Raw genomic sequence first — 15352 nt, forward strand, 5'->3', positions numbered from 1 at the left:
CACGTTTAAAAGGGTTGGATCCAAGAGAGCTTAAAAATTTCTAATAACGTTTGAGCTCAAATAACTTCTAATTCTTTGCGGAACTTTGCGGTTAAAAACACTCCTACTGCAGCTGTTCTCCGCTACGCCGTTACCCGCCTCTGCTGAATTCTAACCCCGACAACCTGACAACTGGACAACCCGACATCGCGAAACTGACAACCGGATAACGTGACAACCTCGACAACGTGACAACTCGACAACCCCGACAACTCGACAACCGATAACCCCCTAAAAATGCCCTTTCTATCCATCATTTCCCCTGTTTATCGAGCCGAGCAAACACTCGAACCGCTGGTTTTGAGGATAAAGGACGCCGTGAGGAAAATCTCAACCGAATTCGAGATCATCCTGGTAGAAGACGCTAGTCCCGACCGTTCCTGGGAGGAAATTGAGCGATTGGCAAAGGTTCATCCCGAAATAATCGGCCTCAAACTCTCCCGCAATTTCGGACAGCACTATGCCATCACAGCCGGACTCGATAGGGCAAAGGGGGAATGGGTCGTAGTCATGGACTGTGACCTTCAGGATAGACCCGAGGAAATCCCCTCGCTTTTTGCCAAAGCCCAGGAAGGGTACGACGTGGTGCTCGCCAGAAGGGCCAATCGTCAGGATGGCTGGTTCAAACGCCTCTCTTCCAAATTTTTTTACCGAACCTTGGCCTGGTTGACCGGTTCCCATCAGGATGAGACGATCGCTAATTTTGGGATGTATCATCGCAGTGTTATCCAGGCCATTGCGGGAATGCGGGAGAGCATCCGCTATTTCCCCACTATGGTCCGCTGGGTAGGGTTTCGTCAGACAGCCCTCGATGTAGTCCATGCGCCCAATGAGGAAAGAGGCAGTAGCTATAACTTTAAACGGTTATTTAATCTGGCCCTGGACATCATGCTGGCCTACAGCGACAAGCCTATTCGCTTGACGGTCAAATTGGGACTCTTGGTCGCCCTCACCGGATTTCTCTTTGCCATCTATACCTTTATCCGATACCTGCAAGGGGAGATCATCGTGGCAGGATATGCCAGTTTGATCATTTCCCTCTGGATGCTGACCGGCTTTATCTTGGTTACTCTGGGCATGGTGGGCTTGTATGTGGGAAAAACCTTTGAAGGAGTCAAAAAACGCCCGATTTACATTGTGGAAAAAAGAATAGGAGAGAAGTAAGTATTGCTCGACTACGGCTGTTGTCCGCTACGCTGTTATCCGCCTACGGCTGTTGTCCAGTTCTCTGCTAAAGCGGTTGTCCGCTACGCTGTTATCCGCCTGCGCTGTTGTCAAGTTATCCGCTGCGCTGTTGTTTGCCTACGGCTGTTGTCCAGTTCTCCGCTAAAGTGGTTTTCCGCTGCGCTGTTGTCAAGTTATCCGCTACGCTGTTGTTTGCCTACGGCTGTTTTCAAGTTCTCCGCTAAAGTGGTTGTCCGCTACGCTGTTCTCCGCCTGCGGCAGTTGTCCAGTTATCCGCTAAAGCTGTTCTCCGCCTACGGCTGTTGTCCAGTTCTCCGCTAAAGTGGTTGTCCGCTACGCTGTTATCCGCCTACGGCTGTTGTCAAGTTCTCCGCTGCGCTGTTGTTTGCCTACGGCTGTTGTCCAGTTCTCCGCTAAAGCGGTTGTCCGCTACGCTGTTATCCGCCTGCGGCTGTTGTCAAGTTCTCCGCTGAAGCTGTTCTCTGCCTATGGCTGTTGTCCAGTTGTCCGCTACGCTGTCTAACTCCGACAACCAGACAACTCGACAACATGACAACCAAGACAACGTGACAACGTGATAACCTCGACAACTCGACAACGCGACAACCTCGACAACCTACCTCCGGTAGGCAGGCGCGAAGCAGACAACCCGACAACCTTGACAACACGGACAACCTGACAACCCCGACAACGTGACAACAGAACAACCTACCTCCGACAGACAAGTTCAACAACCCCAAAAACCCGTGATCACTCCTCTACCTTTCGACTCTTCCCTGTTTGGCTACCCGGTTGGAAAGTGCCAAATAGATGAATCATGGAACGAAACAGATTTTCTGGAACTGGCAACCCAATACCGACTGATTTATGTCTTCTCAATACATCCGCTGCAGCCACATGCCAACCAAATCCGCTTGGCTGACATCAAACTGACGTTTTCCAAAAAACTCCACCCTATCCATCCTGCAGATCCTGATATTGTTCCTTATTCGGGAGAATTGGAGGAATCGCTGGTGAATCTGGCCCTAGAAAGCGGCATCTATTCCCGCTTTCATACCGATCCCGGTTTTGTCAGCGGTGAATTTGAAAAACTCTACAGGCTTTGGATAGAAAAAGCCTTGGCCAATAAGGAAGTGTTACTAGCCCAAAATCAGGCAGGCTTTGTCAGCTGTTCTATCTCAGGCAAAATGGCTCAAATTGGGCTGATCGCAGTGGACAAAAACCAAAGAGGAAAAGGCTTGGGTAAAAAACTTGTCCGGGCAGCAGAAGATTTTGCCCTCCAAAGCGGAGCCCAAACCATGACCATCGGCACACAACAAGCGAATGTTCCTGCCTCAAGGCTTTACCAAAGCTTAGGCTATGAATTGGTAGAGAGGATGTATGTGTACCACTACCGCCCTTGAAACCTCGCATTGGACAAAGTAGCAGTAAGCATTTTTCTGCTCAAAGCTGTTGTCCGCTGTGCTGTTTTCCGCTAAAGCTGTGTCAAGTTGTCCGCTACGCTGTTGTCTGCCTGAGGCAGTTGTCCAGTTATCCGCTAAAGCTGTTGTCCGAGACGCTGTTATCCGCCTATGGCTGTTTGTTGTCATGTTGTCCGCTAACGCTGTTGTCAAGTTGTCCGCTACGCTGTTCTCCACCTGAGGCAGTTGTCCAGTTATCCGCTAAAGCTGTTGTCCGCGACGCTGTTATCCGCCTATGGCTATTATCTCTTACAACCGGACAACGCGACAACCTCGACAACGCGAAGCTGACAACCGGACAACTCGACAACGTGACAACCTCGACAACGCGAAGCTGACAACCGGACAACTCGACAACGTGACAACACGACAACTGGACAACGTGACAACTAGACAACGTGACAACCCCGACAACGTGACATCCTGACAACAAAAAGCAAACAATCCCAATCCGTGCTCATTCCCTTCAACAAACCCTACCTCACCGGCAATGAACTGAAATACATTCAGGAAGCGGTAAGCCTTGGCAAAATCTCCGGAAACGGGGAATTTACCCGACGCTGCCAGGAGTTTTTTGAGCAACGGTACGGTTTTCACAAATGCCTCCTCACCACCTCCTGTACCGATGCACTAGAGATGGCTGCCATTCTGCTGAATATCCAGCCAGGTGATGAGGTTATTCTCCCCAGCTACACCTTTGTGTCTTCTGCCAATGCCTTCGTCCTGAGAGGTGCCAAAATCATCTTTATTGACAGCAAACCGGATCACCCCAACTTGGATGAACGTCAACTGGAAGACCTGATTACTCCCCAAACCAAAGCCATCGTAGTGGTCCATTACGGAGGCTTGGCCTGTGAAATGGATACCATCATGGAAATTGCACAGCGGCATGGAATTTCTGTCGTGGAGGACGCGGCCCAAGCTATCGATAGTGCGTACAAAGGCAAAGCCTTGGGAGGTATCGGCCACTTAGGCTGCTTCAGCTTTCATGAAACCAAAAACATCCAATGCGGGGAAGGAGGTATGCTGGTCATCAATGACCCGGATTTAGTCAAAAGAGCAGAGATCATCTGGGAAAAAGGAACCGATCGTGCCGCCTTTTTCAGAGGAGAAATCGACAAGTATGGCTGGGTAGACACGGGCAGCAGCTTCCTTCCCTCGGAAGTGACTGCGGCCTTTCTCTGGGCTCAACTCGAAAACCTCGAGGTAATACAACAGCGCCGCAAGCAAACCTGGGAGGATTACTTCGCCTGGTTTCAGGAAAAGACTCCTCCATCGCTACTTTCTGTAGACTACCTCGATCAGTTCAACAAGGCGGCTGAAGGGCTCCCGTTTGCTGTGGTGTCAGAAGAAAATAAGGTAAATGCCCACCTGTTTTACCTTCTGTTTGAAAATTTGGATTACCGAACCCGATTTTCACAAAGGCTCAAAGAAAATGGAATCCTCGCGGTGTTTCACTACCAAAGCCTACACCAATCCTCCTTTGCCAAGTCCCATTTTCCTGAGCAAAGCCAAAGATCCTTACCCAACGCCGACCGCTTTACCGACTGCCTGATTCGACTTCCCCTGTTCTACGAACTTCCGGAACTCAGTCAATCCCACTTCTTCCGGTAAAGATGTTGTCATGTTGTCCGCTACGCAGTTGTCCGCTAACGCTGTTGTCTAGTTTTCCGCTACGCTGTTCTCCGCTGCGCGGTTGTCTGCCTACGGCTGTTTTCCGCTAAAGCTGTTGTCATGTTCTCCGCTACGCTGTTCTCCGCCTGCGGCTGTTGTCCGCTACCGCTGTTCTCCGCTGTGCTGTTGTCGTGTTTTCTGCTTCGCTGTTGTCCAGTTGTCCGCTACGCTGTCTAACTCCGACAACCGGACAACCTCGACAACGTGACAACACGACAACTGGACAACGTGACAACCCCGACAACGTGACAACCAGACAACGCGACAACCTCGACAACGCGAAGCTGACAACCGGACAACCGGACAACTCGACAACGTGACAACTGGACAACCTTGACAACACAGACAACCGGACAACGGGACAACCAGACATCCCGACAACGAGGAAAACTTGACATCCAAACCCAACTTTCTTAACTTACTTCTTTTCAACCTTTAAATTCTTTGAACATGAAAAGCTATTTAGACTTAGAAATTTATCAGGAGGCACTTTCACTTTTTTTTGAAACACATCCTTTCAGTCTCCTCTTGCCCAAGTATGAATTGTTTGAACTTGGAAGTCAGCTCCGCAGATCTTCAGATTCTATTAATTCAAATATTGTAGAAGGATATGGAAGAAGACGGTATAAAAATGATTTCATTAAGTTTTTGGTTTATTCTCATTCGAGCAATTTGGAGTGTAGAAATCACCTCATCAAAATCAAATTTTTATACCCTGAATTGACTGAAAAAGCAGATCAGTTAATTGATGCCTATGATAGGCTTGGGATAAAAATCTACAGATTTATCGAGTACGTGGAGAAAGCCTGGAAGGGTTGATTGTCGTACTAATCTCCGCCTGCGGCTGTTCTCCGCTACCGCTGTTCTCCGCTGCGCTGTTGTCGTGTTTTCCGCTTCGCTGTTGTCCAGTTGTCCGCTACGTTGTTGTCTGCCTGCGGCTGTTGTCCGCTACCGCTGTTCTCCGCTGCGCTGTTGTCGTGTTTTCCACTTCGCTGTCTAACTTCGACAACTGGACAACTTCGACAACGTGACAACACGACAACTGGACAACTGGACAACGTGACAACACGACAACTGGACAACGTGACAACACGACAACTGGACAACGTGACAACTGGACAACTAGACAACGTGACAACCAGACAACCCTAAAAACCACATTAACCCCATGATCATCGCCGGCGCAGGAGGACATGCCCTCGAAGTCCTCGACATTCTTCGATTTACCGAATGCCCCAACCCAGCTGTTTATGGTGAGGAGATTTCCCCGTTTTGGCCATCGGAATTGCCCGCCTTTACCCGTTTGAACCAAGTGGAGGATTGGCTTTCATCGGATCGGAACTTCGTCTTAGGAGTGGGTTCGCCCAAGTTTCGGAAAAAACTTTACCAAGAATTTACCCAAAGGGGAGGGGTGTTGCATGCGCTCAGGGGTCAACAGGCAGTCATCAGTTCCACGGCTTCCACCTCAGGTGCCGATATCCTTACTTCTGCTTTTGTGGGTGCACAGGTAACCTTGGGCTTGGGAGTCCTGGTCAATGTCGGTGCTCAGGTTCATCATGAGGCTAGGGTGGGAGAGTTTTCCGTGATCAATCCCGGAGCCGTTTTATTGGGAGCCTGCAACTTAGGATCAGAATGCTTCATCGGGTCCAATGCCACCATCCTCCCTGGGGTCCGCATAGGAGATAGAGCTATCATCGGTGCCGGTGCTGTCATCATCCGCGATGTACCTCCTAGAGTCACAGTGGTCGGTGTGCCGGGCAGGATAGTTTAAGGGTTTTCTGTTGTCCGCTGCGCTGTTGACTGCCTACGGCTGTTGTCCGCTAACGCTGTTGTCAAGTTGTCCGCTGAGCTGTTATCTGCTAAAGCTGTTGTCATGTTATCCGCTACGCTGTTGTCTGCTAAAGCTGTTGTCATGTTATCCGCTACGCTGTTGTCTGCTAAAGCTGTTGTCAAGTTGTCCGCTGAGCTGTTTTCTGCTAAAGCTGTTGTCAGCTACAACCCGACAACGTGACAACCCGGACAACCCCACAACCAGACAACCCGACAACCCGACAACGTGACAACGTGACAACATGACAACCCGTCAACCCGTCAACTCCAAACTCCCTGATCTCCCTGCTTCCATTCCTCCCAACTTCCACACAAATTTCCCCTTGCAAATCCCAAATGACCGAGTAATTTTATTACTCAGTCGAGGCTAACTTCCATCTTCCGGTACAAAACCCCCTTCACAGAGGAGTAATGAAAAATTCCCCCTCGAGGGGTCTAGGGGTGGGAGTGAAAGGGCGAAGCTGTAACCAATTTTCAATTACCAATGGACAATGATCAATGGACAATGACCAATGATCAAAGAGTGGATCACTTGCTCATTGAGTTTGCACACCTGTACTGAGCAGAGTCGAAGTATTGATAATTGATAATTGATAACTGGACAACCGGACAACGTGAAAACCGGACAACCCGACAACCCGACAACCCGACAACCCGACAACTGGACAACTAGACAACCGGACAACCTACCTTCGGCAGGCAGGCGCGAAGCTGACAACCCAACAACCGGATAACCCGACAACTGGACAACCCGACAACGCGAAGCTGACAACCCGACAACCCGACAACCCGACAACTGGATAACCCGACAACGCGAAGCTGACAACCCGACAACTGGACAACTCGACAACGCGAAGCTGACAACCCGACAACTCGACAACCGGACAACGTGACAACCGGATTCAGGCTTAGTCAACCCTCACCACTTACAACTCACCTGCAATACTACTGATCACTGCCAACAGCCCCATGGAAAATAAAACCTTATTCGACCAAGTAGCTGATTCAGCCGGGCGACCCTATCGAGTTCCGAAAGGAATAGAGCTGATCTTGAAAAATAAGCAGCAAATTCTTGACCTATGTATTCACTATCAGGTTGAAGAATTTTTTGTGTTTGGGTCATCGGTAGATCAAAATTTCTCTGCCGAAAGTGATTTTGATTTTTTAGTGAAATTCAAAAAAATGTCCTTCGATCAGTACACAGATCACTACTTTGGATTACATGAGGAGTTGGAGACGATATTTCAACGAAAAATAGATCTGATTACAGCCAACTCTTTGGAGAATAAGTTTTTCAAAGAAAAAGTATTCCAAACCAGAAAACTGCTTTATGCGGCTTGAGGAAAAAAAGCTATTGCTTGATATACAAGTTGCTATTAATTCAATCTACGATTACCTGGGTGAAACACGGGATTACTCGGTTTTTCAGAAAAGAAAAATGCTTAGAAGAGCAGTGGAACGAGAACTCGAAATTATTGGTGAAGCAACAAATAAACTGCTTAAGATCAATCCTGATATCCCAATTTCTGAAGCAAGGCGAATAGTAAATCTCCGCAATTGGGTATCCATGCCTATGATTCAGTAGACTACATAATTATTTGGGGAATAGTAAATAAAGATATCCCCCTCCTTAAATCTCAGGTAGATCAATTGTTGGCTATTCCTTGAAAAATAACCATTGACCAATGATCAAAGAGTGGATCACTTGCTCATTGAGTTTGCATATTGATACTAGATAACCGGACAACCTACCTTCGGCAGGCAGGCGCGAAGCCGACAACCCAACAACTGGACAACCGGACAACGCAAAGCTGACAACGTGACAACCTCGACAACCCGACAACTGGACAACTGGACAACTCCACAACCCGACAACGCGAAGCTGACAACCTGACAACCACTCACCACTTACTTCTTAAAACTTACTACCCACTGCTTACTGAGACTGCCAACTGGAAACTGACCCTTACCTCTGAACAGACTTGCTCTTTAACTAATTCGGATTTTTGATTCTTAATCTAATCTTTAGGCTTTGATTTCCATAATTGTTTGTTCAATTAATGAAAATCTATTTAATCGGTTTTCAGAGTCACTTGCCAAGACAATTGGTGTTGATTACGAAGTGATCAAAATTGAAAACCAAATTGAAAAGTTATCTATAGCGAAAGCGTACAACAAGGGGGCAAGTCAGGCGATCTATGATTTATTGGTTTTTGTTCATGAAGATGTGGTTTTTCACACGGAAAACTGGGGAAAGAATTTGTTGGAACATTTTAAATCTTTAGAAAATCCAGGAGTAATAGGTATTGCAGGAAATTCTTATCATCCGCTTTTCCCTTCGGATTGGTGGGTACCTTCAGCATCTTTTAGACATTTTAACTTTATTTCTAACAAAAAAGGAGGAAAACCCGAAGAGGGGATTCTAATGTCATCCCAAGATAGACTGCCCCAAAAGGTTTTTTGCACAGATGGAGTTTTTATGGCTGTTTATTCTAATGTTTTTTCAACCTTTTTATTTGATGAATCATTAATGGGTTTTCATGGATATGATACTTCGATTAGTTTAAGGGTTTCAAAAGATTATGTAAATTATTTTGTTCCGGATATATTAATTGAGCATTTTTCTAGTGGTAATTATACTAATGAATTTTGGAAAAACACAGTAATAGCTAATTTAGTATTTTTTGAATTTTATAGAAGGATAAGTGTTGCTGAATTGTGTTTTAAAATAGAATTTTATTCTTTAAAGAAAAATATTGTTAATTTATTTCGGTATAAACTAAGATTGAAACTATTTTATAAGATTGTAAAATTAGTTTTTAAACAATTGTTTTCTTAATGAAAATGAATAAATCAGGATTTTTTTGGAAGTTTCGTGTTTGGTTTTATTACAAACGGCAAGAATATAATAGGAAGTTATTACTTAAAAGAGTTATTAAATTCTCTAGAACTAAACAAGGTAATGTTTATTATGATGAGGGGAAATACCTTCAACGAAATGGATTAAAGATTTTTCCATACAATTTCGAGAAAAAATATCGGGTTGAGGATATTAATCTATATTATATGAATCAATATCCTTATTTTGTATATCTTGGTAAACACCTTTTTTTACCCAAAGAGTTTGACGAACAAAAGAGTATGAAGTATAGTAATCAAATACTCTTAGAGCAGGATGATTATTCTCCTCATAAATATATGTCTTCTTTGTTTACAATTGATAGGAATGATGTTATTGTGGATATTGGATGCGGAGATGGTAATTTTTCTTTGGAGCATATTGAGACTGTTCGAGAGGCTTTTCTTTTTGAAATAGATCAGAAATGGAAAAAACCATTAGAGTTAACTTTTAATCCATGGAAAGAAAAGGTGCATATTTCATTTGTGAGTTTGGAAAAGGGCAGTAATTCAGTAGAATCTACTTTAATGTCTTCCTTGGAATTAAAGAATATAATTTTTAAAATAGATGTAGATGGGGCTGAACGAAAGATCCTTTCTTTATTAGATACTTTATTTCCTAAACTAGGTTCAATTAAAGTCGCAATATGTACCTATCACCAAGCAAATGACGCGGAGGATTTTGAAAAATGGTTTATTGATAGGGGGTTTAGAACAGAATTTAGTGATAATTACATGTTGTTTTATTATGATAAAAGTATAAAAGAACCTTTTTTTAGACGAGGAATTTTATTTGCCGTTAAGCCTTGATTTTATCATTGTTTAGGTCAAAATTTTTCTATTTAATGTAATTTCTTATTTAGTTTTATGATACTTAAAAAACTAAAAAGGCTATTTGTTAAAGAGTTATCCTACCCGGTTAAATCTGTTTATCAAGGTCATCATCGGATCACCTATCGGGGAGTTCCTTGTATCAAATGTCCTTTTGATTATGTGACCTATCAGATGATCTTGAATGAAGTCAAGCCTGATTTGATTATCGAGATCGGAACCAATAAAGGAGGAAGTGCCTTGTACTTGGCTGATTTAATGGAGATCATGGGTAAGGGCCAAATCCATTCTATAGATATCCAAGATGAAGCGTTTGATTTGGTAAGAAAACATCCAAGAATTAAGCTGTTTACAGAAGGATGGGAAAAGTACGATTTGGATTTGGCAAAAGATTTCGAAATTATTTTGGTAATTGAAGATAGTTCACATGAGTATGAAAATACGCTAGAGGTGATTCAGAAATTTGCGCCAGTGGTTTCCCGAGGTTCATATTTAATTGTGGAGGATGGGATTTTAAACATTCTGGGATGGGGAAAAAGTTTTGGAGGAGGACCTATAATGGCTATTCATAAATTTTTAGAGTCTAACCCTGATTTTAAAGTAGAAAAAAAGTGGGAGAATTTTTTTGGCAAGGACACAACGTTCAATCCTCATGGATTTTTAAAAAAAGTTTGACGACTAAGATTTTTACGTATTACTTACCTCAATTCCATCAAATCCCTGAAAACGATTCTTGGTGGGGGGAGGGATTTACAGAATGGACCAATGTAAGGAAAGCCAAGCCTTTATTCAGAGGACATCAACAACCGTTGATTCCGGGAGAGTTGGGATATTATAATTTAGAAACTTCTGAAACCATGAAAAAGCAAGCAAAGCTTGCAAAAGATTATGGAATCGATGGTTTTGTTTTTTACCATTACTGGTTTGGAAATGGTAAGACCCTCCTGGAAAAGCCTATTTTAAATTTTTTGAATGATTCTTCAATTGACATCCAATTTTGTATTTGTTGGGCTAACGAGTCATGGAAAGGAACTTGGCATGGGGCAAAGAATCGCATGCTTCAGGAACAAAAATATTTGGGAGGGAAAGATTATGTGTCACATTTTCAGTTTTTACTTCCCTTTTTTCAAGATCAGCGATGCCTTAGGATAGAAGGCAAACCTGTCTATCAGGTCTATGTTCCTGAAAATATTCCTGATTGGGAAGTATATAAAACCACTTTTGAAGAATTGGCTGTTCAAAATGGTCTTCTAGGTATTTATTGGATTGCTGTTAGAAGCACTGAAAATTTTGATCCAACCAAGTTTGGGATTCAGGGAGTAATTAACTCCAATTTGAACAAAATAAATAGATACCATCATGTTAATCTAAATGGAATATTTTATAGATATTTTTTAAGTAATCCATTAACTAGAAAAGTGTTTAAATGGCCTAAACGGATTCCTTATTCTATAGTAAGAAAGTGCTTAGAAGATTTCAAAAGTGAATACCCTTATGATTTTTTTCCTTTGGCTATCCCAAATTGGGACAACACGCCAAGAACCAAAGAAGATGGTTCTGTGTATACTGGTTGTAGTCCAGAAGCTTTTAAAGAGCATTTAAAAGCGTGTTTGGATAAAGCAAAAAATATTTCCAATTCAAATAAAGGAATGGTTTTTATCAAATCTTGGAATGAATGGGCGGAGGGAAATATTTTGGAGCCTGAGAAGGAATTTGGTTTAGGTTATTTGGAGGTAATAAAAGAATTGCTCAATGAATGATCCAGTAATCAAGGTTCAAAACCTCTCTAAACGCTACCGACTGGGCTTAAAAGAAAAACAAGCGGAAACTTTGGTGGGACAGATTTCTCAAGCTATTCGATACCCTTGGGAAAACCTAAAACGACTGCGTCAACTTAATCGATTTGGACAAGAGGATGAATCAGTTTTTTGGGCTTTGAAAGATGTCTCGTTTGAGGTTAAGCAAGGGGAGGTTTTGGGAATCATCGGGAAAAATGGGGCGGGGAAATCTACATTGCTAAAAATCCTATCCCAAATCACCGAACCCACTTCTGGAAAAATAGAAATCCATGGCCGTGTCGCTTCGCTTTTGGAAGTGGGGACTGGCTTTCATCCCGAACTCAGTGGAAGAGAGAATATCTACATGAATGGGACCATTCTTGGAATGACCAGAAAAGAGATTGATGCCAAGCTGGATGAAATTATTGATTTTTCCGGTGTGGACAAATTTATTGATACTCCGGTCAAGTTTTACTCTTCTGGGATGAAAGTAAGACTAGGTTTTTCTGTGGCAGCGCATTTGGAGCCGGAGATTCTAATCATTGATGAAGTTTTAGCAGTAGGTGATTTTGAATTTCAGAAAAAGTGCCTCGGCAAAATGGAGGATGTAAGTCGGAATCAGGGCAGAACAGTACTGTTTGTTTCCCATCAGATGGATGCGATTACCAGGCTTTGTTCTCGTGTTTTGGTGCTCAGGGAAGGGAAAATTTTCTATGAGGGAAATCCGTCTACTGCTGTCAAGAAATACTTAGGAACTGAAGAAAATGAATTAGGTGCAAGAGTGATTCTGAATGGTGATCGAGGAAACCAGTTAGTTGCCATCCATAAGGTCGAGGTCAAGTCAAATTCTAATCTCCTGGAAAACTACGCCGATGTTCGAGACGAACTCCAGGTAGAAATATTCTTTGAGGTTTTTCAAGACGGATTAATCGTTTCTCCGGGTATCAATGTCCACAATCAAGAAGGGGATCATTTGTTTACTTCCCACCATGTCGACTATATGGTGAATCCAAACTCACTTTCCACAGGGATTTATCAAGCCTCTGTTACAATTCCAGCCCATTTTTTTGCAGAGGGGGTAATTTATTTTTCAGTTGCTCTAATGAACTATGATCCCTTTACCGTGTATCAACACGAGGAAAAAATTATAGCTCTTACCATAAAAGATTCTGTAGATGGATCCTCAGCAAGGGGGATTTATGCAGGTTATTTCCCTGGTCTAATGAGACCAAAATTGCATTGGGACAAAATAAAACAAACCAATTTCTAAATGTTTAAAAGTAAAAAGGCCTTTTCTCTGGAAGGAATAGATAAAGGTCATCACAAGGTGACTTACAAGGGAGTGCCCTGCATTAAATGCCCTTTTGACTATGTTCTTTATCAAATGATTATAGATGAGATCAAACCTGACTTGATTATTGAAATTGGGACTAATAAAGGAGGGAGCACTTTGTACCTTGCTGATTTATTGGAGCTTCAAGGAAAGGGTGTCGTTCATTCCATTGATATTTCCGACGGATGCAGTCAGCTGGTAAAAGATCATCCAAGGATTTCCTTATTCCATCAGGGTTGGGAAAATTATGATCTAGCAATGGCCTCCAATTATTCCAAGGTGTTAGTGATTGAAGATGCCTCCCATTACTACCCAAGTACATTGGGAGCTATTCAGAAATTTTCTCAAGTAGTCACTCCAGGTTCCTATTTAATAGTGGAGGATGGAATCATCGATGACTTGGGTTTAAAAAAAGAGTACCAAGGAGGGCCGGTTAAGGCAATTGAGGAGTTTTTGAATTCGACATCTGAATTTGAGATTGATATGAAATGGGTTAATTTTTTTGGCCCAAGTGCCACGTTTAATACCATAGGTTATTTAAAAAAGATCTAATGAATCAATTGGATTATACTGGGGAAAGATTGGTTCCAGGAATTTTCGGGAAAATAGCATCTGAACATCTCCATAGATATGCAATATGCTTTGATTTTGTAAAAGGGAAAAAAGTTCTGGATATCGCATCAGGCGAAGGATATGGAAGTAATTTACTTGCTAAGTATGCTCTTGAAGTAGTAGGGGTGGATATATCTCAAGATGCAATTGATCATGCACGTAAGAAATATTTAAGTAAAAATTTAAGGTTCCAGGTTGGCAGTGTGTTGGATATTCCATTTGAGTCTCAAGTCTTTGATATGGTGGTTTCTTTTGAAACGATTGAACACATTTCTGATCACAAGAAAATGATTGCTGAAATCAAACGGGTGTTAAAGTCGGATGGACTATTGATCATCTCTACTCCGGAAAAAGCAGTTTATTCCGATCAGGCAAATTATTCTAATCCCTATCATGAAAAGGAATTGTACGAGGAAGAATTCGTCCAAATCCTAAGCAAGCAATTCCAATTTCTGCAAATAGGATATCAAAAATTTCTGAGTGGATCTCTCATTCATTCTCCTAATTCAGACGAAAAAAGCATTAAGGTTTTTGGTGGTGATTTCCAAGGAATCCAACAACATAAAGATTTGGAACAGGAGTATTTGATCGCGGTTTGTTCAAATTTCCAATTAGAATCAACTTTAAGTACGAGTTTTTTTTCTGATGAAGAGCTCAATAAAAATGAAGTGGAGGAATTGGTTACCAGGCGGGTAAGAAAGTTCAAATCAGGATTTCGGTATCGATTAGTAGATATTCTGTTTAAGCCTTGGGATATCTTCAGAGATGCTTTAAGGTAGTTTACTATTCAAAATGATTTCCATTATTGTTCCCAATTACAATCATCAAAAATTCTTACCCCAGCGATTGGATACTATTTTCAATCAGACTTTTCAGGATTTTGAGGTAATTTTGTTGGATGACTGTTCCACAGATGATAGTTGGGAGTACTTAAAGCAATTTGATGATCACCCGAAGGTTAGCCATTGTATCCGCAATGAATTCAATTCTGGAAGCCCCTTCAAGCAATGGAAAAAAGGAATCGATTTAGCCAAATATGACTGGATTTGGATTGCAGAAAGTGATGATTTTTCTGAGCTGGACTTTTTAGAAAAATTAGTTTTTAAAATAGAAGACGGAATATCACTAATTTTTTCAAAATCTAATTTTGTAGATGAGCTGGGAGAGACTTACTATATCTCTGGAAAAAAATTTGAAATGAATGATTTTGAATTGGGTGAATTTGAATTTCGAAAAAATGGTATTGAATTTATTCGCAATTATTTGGTGTATAGAAATTATTTATTAAATGCTAGTTCTGTACTTTTTAAAAAACCGGATACATTTCCGGAAGAAGTGTTGGATATGAAATTTTCAGGAGATTGGTTTTTTTGGTTGTTTAGGCTAAAGATTGGAGAGGTTGTATATATTCCAAGAGTTTTGAATTGTTTTAGATTTCATGAAAAAACAACACGTTCCCCAAAGGATGAACGAATTGAACTTGCAAGATTTTCCGAAGGCTTTTCTTGCATTTTATTTAGTCATAAAATAATCAAGAAAAAATCAATCTTGTTTCTGTTTGATGAAAACTATTCTAATTATTCATTTTATTATTTCAAACTAATACAAAAATATGGTAGATTAAGATTTCAAGCTGTATTTCCTAGAATTCCGATTTTTATGTATTTGAATTATTTTAAATTCTTTATTAAAAGTTTTTTTTGATACAATTT

16 protein-coding genes are annotated in these 15352 nt (G+C 42.0%); all 16 read left to right on the forward strand.

Annotation, left to right across the window (positions count from 1 at the left end; all coding sequences use genetic code 11):
• Nucleotides 1-276 precede the first annotated feature (276 nt).
• The 16 genes from DDT91_RS19245 to DDT91_RS19315 all read left to right on the forward strand — a co-directional run bounded on the left by DDT91_RS19245 (nt 277) and on the right by DDT91_RS19315 (nt 15344).
• Complete coding sequence (locus DDT91_RS19245) at nt 277-1203, forward strand: glycosyltransferase family 2 protein (protein ID WP_187177828.1); 927 nt, start codon at nt 277-279, stop codon at nt 1201-1203.
• A gap of 713 nt (nt 1204-1916) precedes the next feature.
• On the forward strand, nt 1917-2627 hold the full coding sequence (locus DDT91_RS20890; RefSeq protein WP_187177829.1) for a GNAT family N-acetyltransferase: 711 nt from the start codon (nt 1917-1919) through the stop codon (nt 2625-2627).
• A gap of 510 nt (nt 2628-3137) precedes the next feature.
• Nucleotides 3138-4298: a dTDP-4-amino-4,6-dideoxygalactose transaminase gene (gene rffA, locus DDT91_RS19255; protein WP_187177830.1), complete on the forward strand. Its 1161-nt coding sequence runs from the start codon at nt 3138-3140 to the stop codon at nt 4296-4298.
• Between the two features lie 510 nt (nt 4299-4808).
• The gene (locus DDT91_RS19260) at nt 4809-5177 is read left to right on the forward strand and encodes a four helix bundle protein (RefSeq protein WP_187177831.1); all 369 of its coding nucleotides are present in this window, start codon (nt 4809-4811) and stop codon (nt 5175-5177) included.
• Between the two features lie 349 nt (nt 5178-5526).
• A complete protein-coding gene (locus tag DDT91_RS19265) occupies nt 5527-6129 on the forward strand; it encodes a DapH/DapD/GlmU-related protein (RefSeq protein ID WP_187177832.1) in 603 nt (200 codons plus the stop codon).
• A gap of 1028 nt (nt 6130-7157) precedes the next feature.
• Nucleotides 7158-7529, forward strand: coding sequence for a nucleotidyltransferase family protein (locus DDT91_RS19270; RefSeq protein ID WP_187177833.1), 372 nt, complete (start codon nt 7158-7160; stop codon nt 7527-7529).
• Nucleotides 7519-7773: a DUF86 domain-containing protein gene (locus DDT91_RS19275; RefSeq protein WP_255502195.1), complete on the forward strand. Its 255-nt coding sequence runs from the start codon at nt 7519-7521 to the stop codon at nt 7771-7773. The genes DDT91_RS19270 and DDT91_RS19275 overlap by 11 nt, the downstream gene beginning before the upstream one ends.
• Nucleotides 7746-7856 carry a HepT-like ribonuclease domain-containing protein gene (locus DDT91_RS20895; protein ID WP_370539343.1) on the forward strand — a complete coding sequence of 37 codons (111 nt, stop codon included), beginning with the start codon at nt 7746-7748 and terminating at the stop codon, nt 7854-7856. The genes DDT91_RS19275 and DDT91_RS20895 overlap by 28 nt, the downstream gene beginning before the upstream one ends.
• A gap of 364 nt (nt 7857-8220) precedes the next feature.
• Nucleotides 8221-9027, forward strand: coding sequence for a glycosyltransferase (locus DDT91_RS19280; RefSeq protein WP_187177834.1), 807 nt, complete (start codon nt 8221-8223; stop codon nt 9025-9027).
• Nucleotides 9027-9896, forward strand: a complete 870-nt coding sequence (locus DDT91_RS19285) for a hypothetical protein (RefSeq protein ID WP_187177835.1) — start codon at nt 9027-9029, stop codon at nt 9894-9896. The genes DDT91_RS19280 and DDT91_RS19285 overlap by 1 nt, the downstream gene beginning before the upstream one ends.
• 195 nt (nt 9897-10091) lie before the next feature.
• Complete coding sequence (locus tag DDT91_RS19290) at nt 10092-10592, forward strand: CmcI family methyltransferase (RefSeq protein WP_255502197.1); 501 nt, start codon at nt 10092-10094, stop codon at nt 10590-10592.
• Complete coding sequence (locus DDT91_RS19295) at nt 10529-11677, forward strand: glycoside hydrolase family 99-like domain-containing protein (protein ID WP_187177837.1); 1149 nt, start codon at nt 10529-10531, stop codon at nt 11675-11677. The genes DDT91_RS19290 and DDT91_RS19295 overlap by 64 nt, the downstream gene beginning before the upstream one ends.
• Nucleotides 11670-12965, forward strand: a complete 1296-nt coding sequence (locus tag DDT91_RS20730) for an ABC transporter ATP-binding protein (RefSeq protein WP_187177838.1) — start codon at nt 11670-11672, stop codon at nt 12963-12965. The genes DDT91_RS19295 and DDT91_RS20730 overlap by 8 nt, the downstream gene beginning before the upstream one ends.
• Nucleotides 12966-13580 (forward strand): CmcI family methyltransferase, encoded by a 615-nt coding sequence (locus DDT91_RS19305; protein WP_187177839.1) that lies wholly within the window; start codon nt 12966-12968, stop codon nt 13578-13580.
• Nucleotides 13580-14419 carry a bifunctional 2-polyprenyl-6-hydroxyphenol methylase/3-demethylubiquinol 3-O-methyltransferase UbiG gene (locus DDT91_RS19310; RefSeq protein ID WP_187177840.1) on the forward strand — a complete coding sequence of 280 codons (840 nt, stop codon included), beginning with the start codon at nt 13580-13582 and terminating at the stop codon, nt 14417-14419. Before DDT91_RS19305 ends, DDT91_RS19310 begins: the two co-directional genes overlap by 1 nt.
• Before the next feature lie 13 nt (nt 14420-14432).
• Nucleotides 14433-15344, forward strand: a complete 912-nt coding sequence (locus DDT91_RS19315) for a glycosyltransferase family 2 protein (RefSeq protein ID WP_187177841.1) — start codon at nt 14433-14435, stop codon at nt 15342-15344.
• The last annotated feature ends 8 nt before the right edge of the window (nt 15345-15352 follow it).

It is taken from the genome of Algoriphagus sp. AK58 (assembly GCF_014324365.1).
GTDB lineage: Bacteria > Bacteroidota > Bacteroidia > Cytophagales > Cyclobacteriaceae > Algoriphagus.

What these genes read in the sequence shown, in the direction of transcription:
- DDT91_RS19305 (WP_187177839.1), top strand. Translation starts at nt 12,966, where the DNA reads ATGTTTAAAAGTAAAAAGGCCTTTTCTCTGGAAGGAATAGATAAAGGT.
- DDT91_RS19290 (WP_255502197.1), top strand. Translation starts at nt 10,092, where the DNA reads ATGATCTTGAATGAAGTCAAGCCTGATTTGATTATCGAGATCGGAACC.
- DDT91_RS19315 (WP_187177841.1), top strand. Translation starts at nt 14,433, where the DNA reads ATGATTTCCATTATTGTTCCCAATTACAATCATCAAAAATTCTTACCC.
- DDT91_RS19260 (WP_187177831.1), top strand. Translation starts at nt 4,809, where the DNA reads ATGAAAAGCTATTTAGACTTAGAAATTTATCAGGAGGCACTTTCACTT.
- DDT91_RS19265 (WP_187177832.1), top strand. Translation starts at nt 5,527, where the DNA reads ATGATCATCGCCGGCGCAGGAGGACATGCCCTCGAAGTCCTCGACATT.
- DDT91_RS19245 (WP_187177828.1), top strand. Translation starts at nt 277, where the DNA reads ATGCCCTTTCTATCCATCATTTCCCCTGTTTATCGAGCCGAGCAAACA.
- DDT91_RS20730 (WP_187177838.1), top strand. Translation starts at nt 11,670, where the DNA reads ATGAATGATCCAGTAATCAAGGTTCAAAACCTCTCTAAACGCTACCGA.
- DDT91_RS19285 (WP_187177835.1), top strand. Translation starts at nt 9,027, where the DNA reads ATGAAAATGAATAAATCAGGATTTTTTTGGAAGTTTCGTGTTTGGTTT.
- DDT91_RS19310 (WP_187177840.1), top strand. Translation starts at nt 13,580, where the DNA reads ATGAATCAATTGGATTATACTGGGGAAAGATTGGTTCCAGGAATTTTC.
- DDT91_RS19275 (WP_255502195.1), top strand. Translation starts at nt 7,519, where the DNA reads ATGCGGCTTGAGGAAAAAAAGCTATTGCTTGATATACAAGTTGCTATT.
- DDT91_RS19270 (WP_187177833.1), top strand. Translation starts at nt 7,158, where the DNA reads ATGGAAAATAAAACCTTATTCGACCAAGTAGCTGATTCAGCCGGGCGA.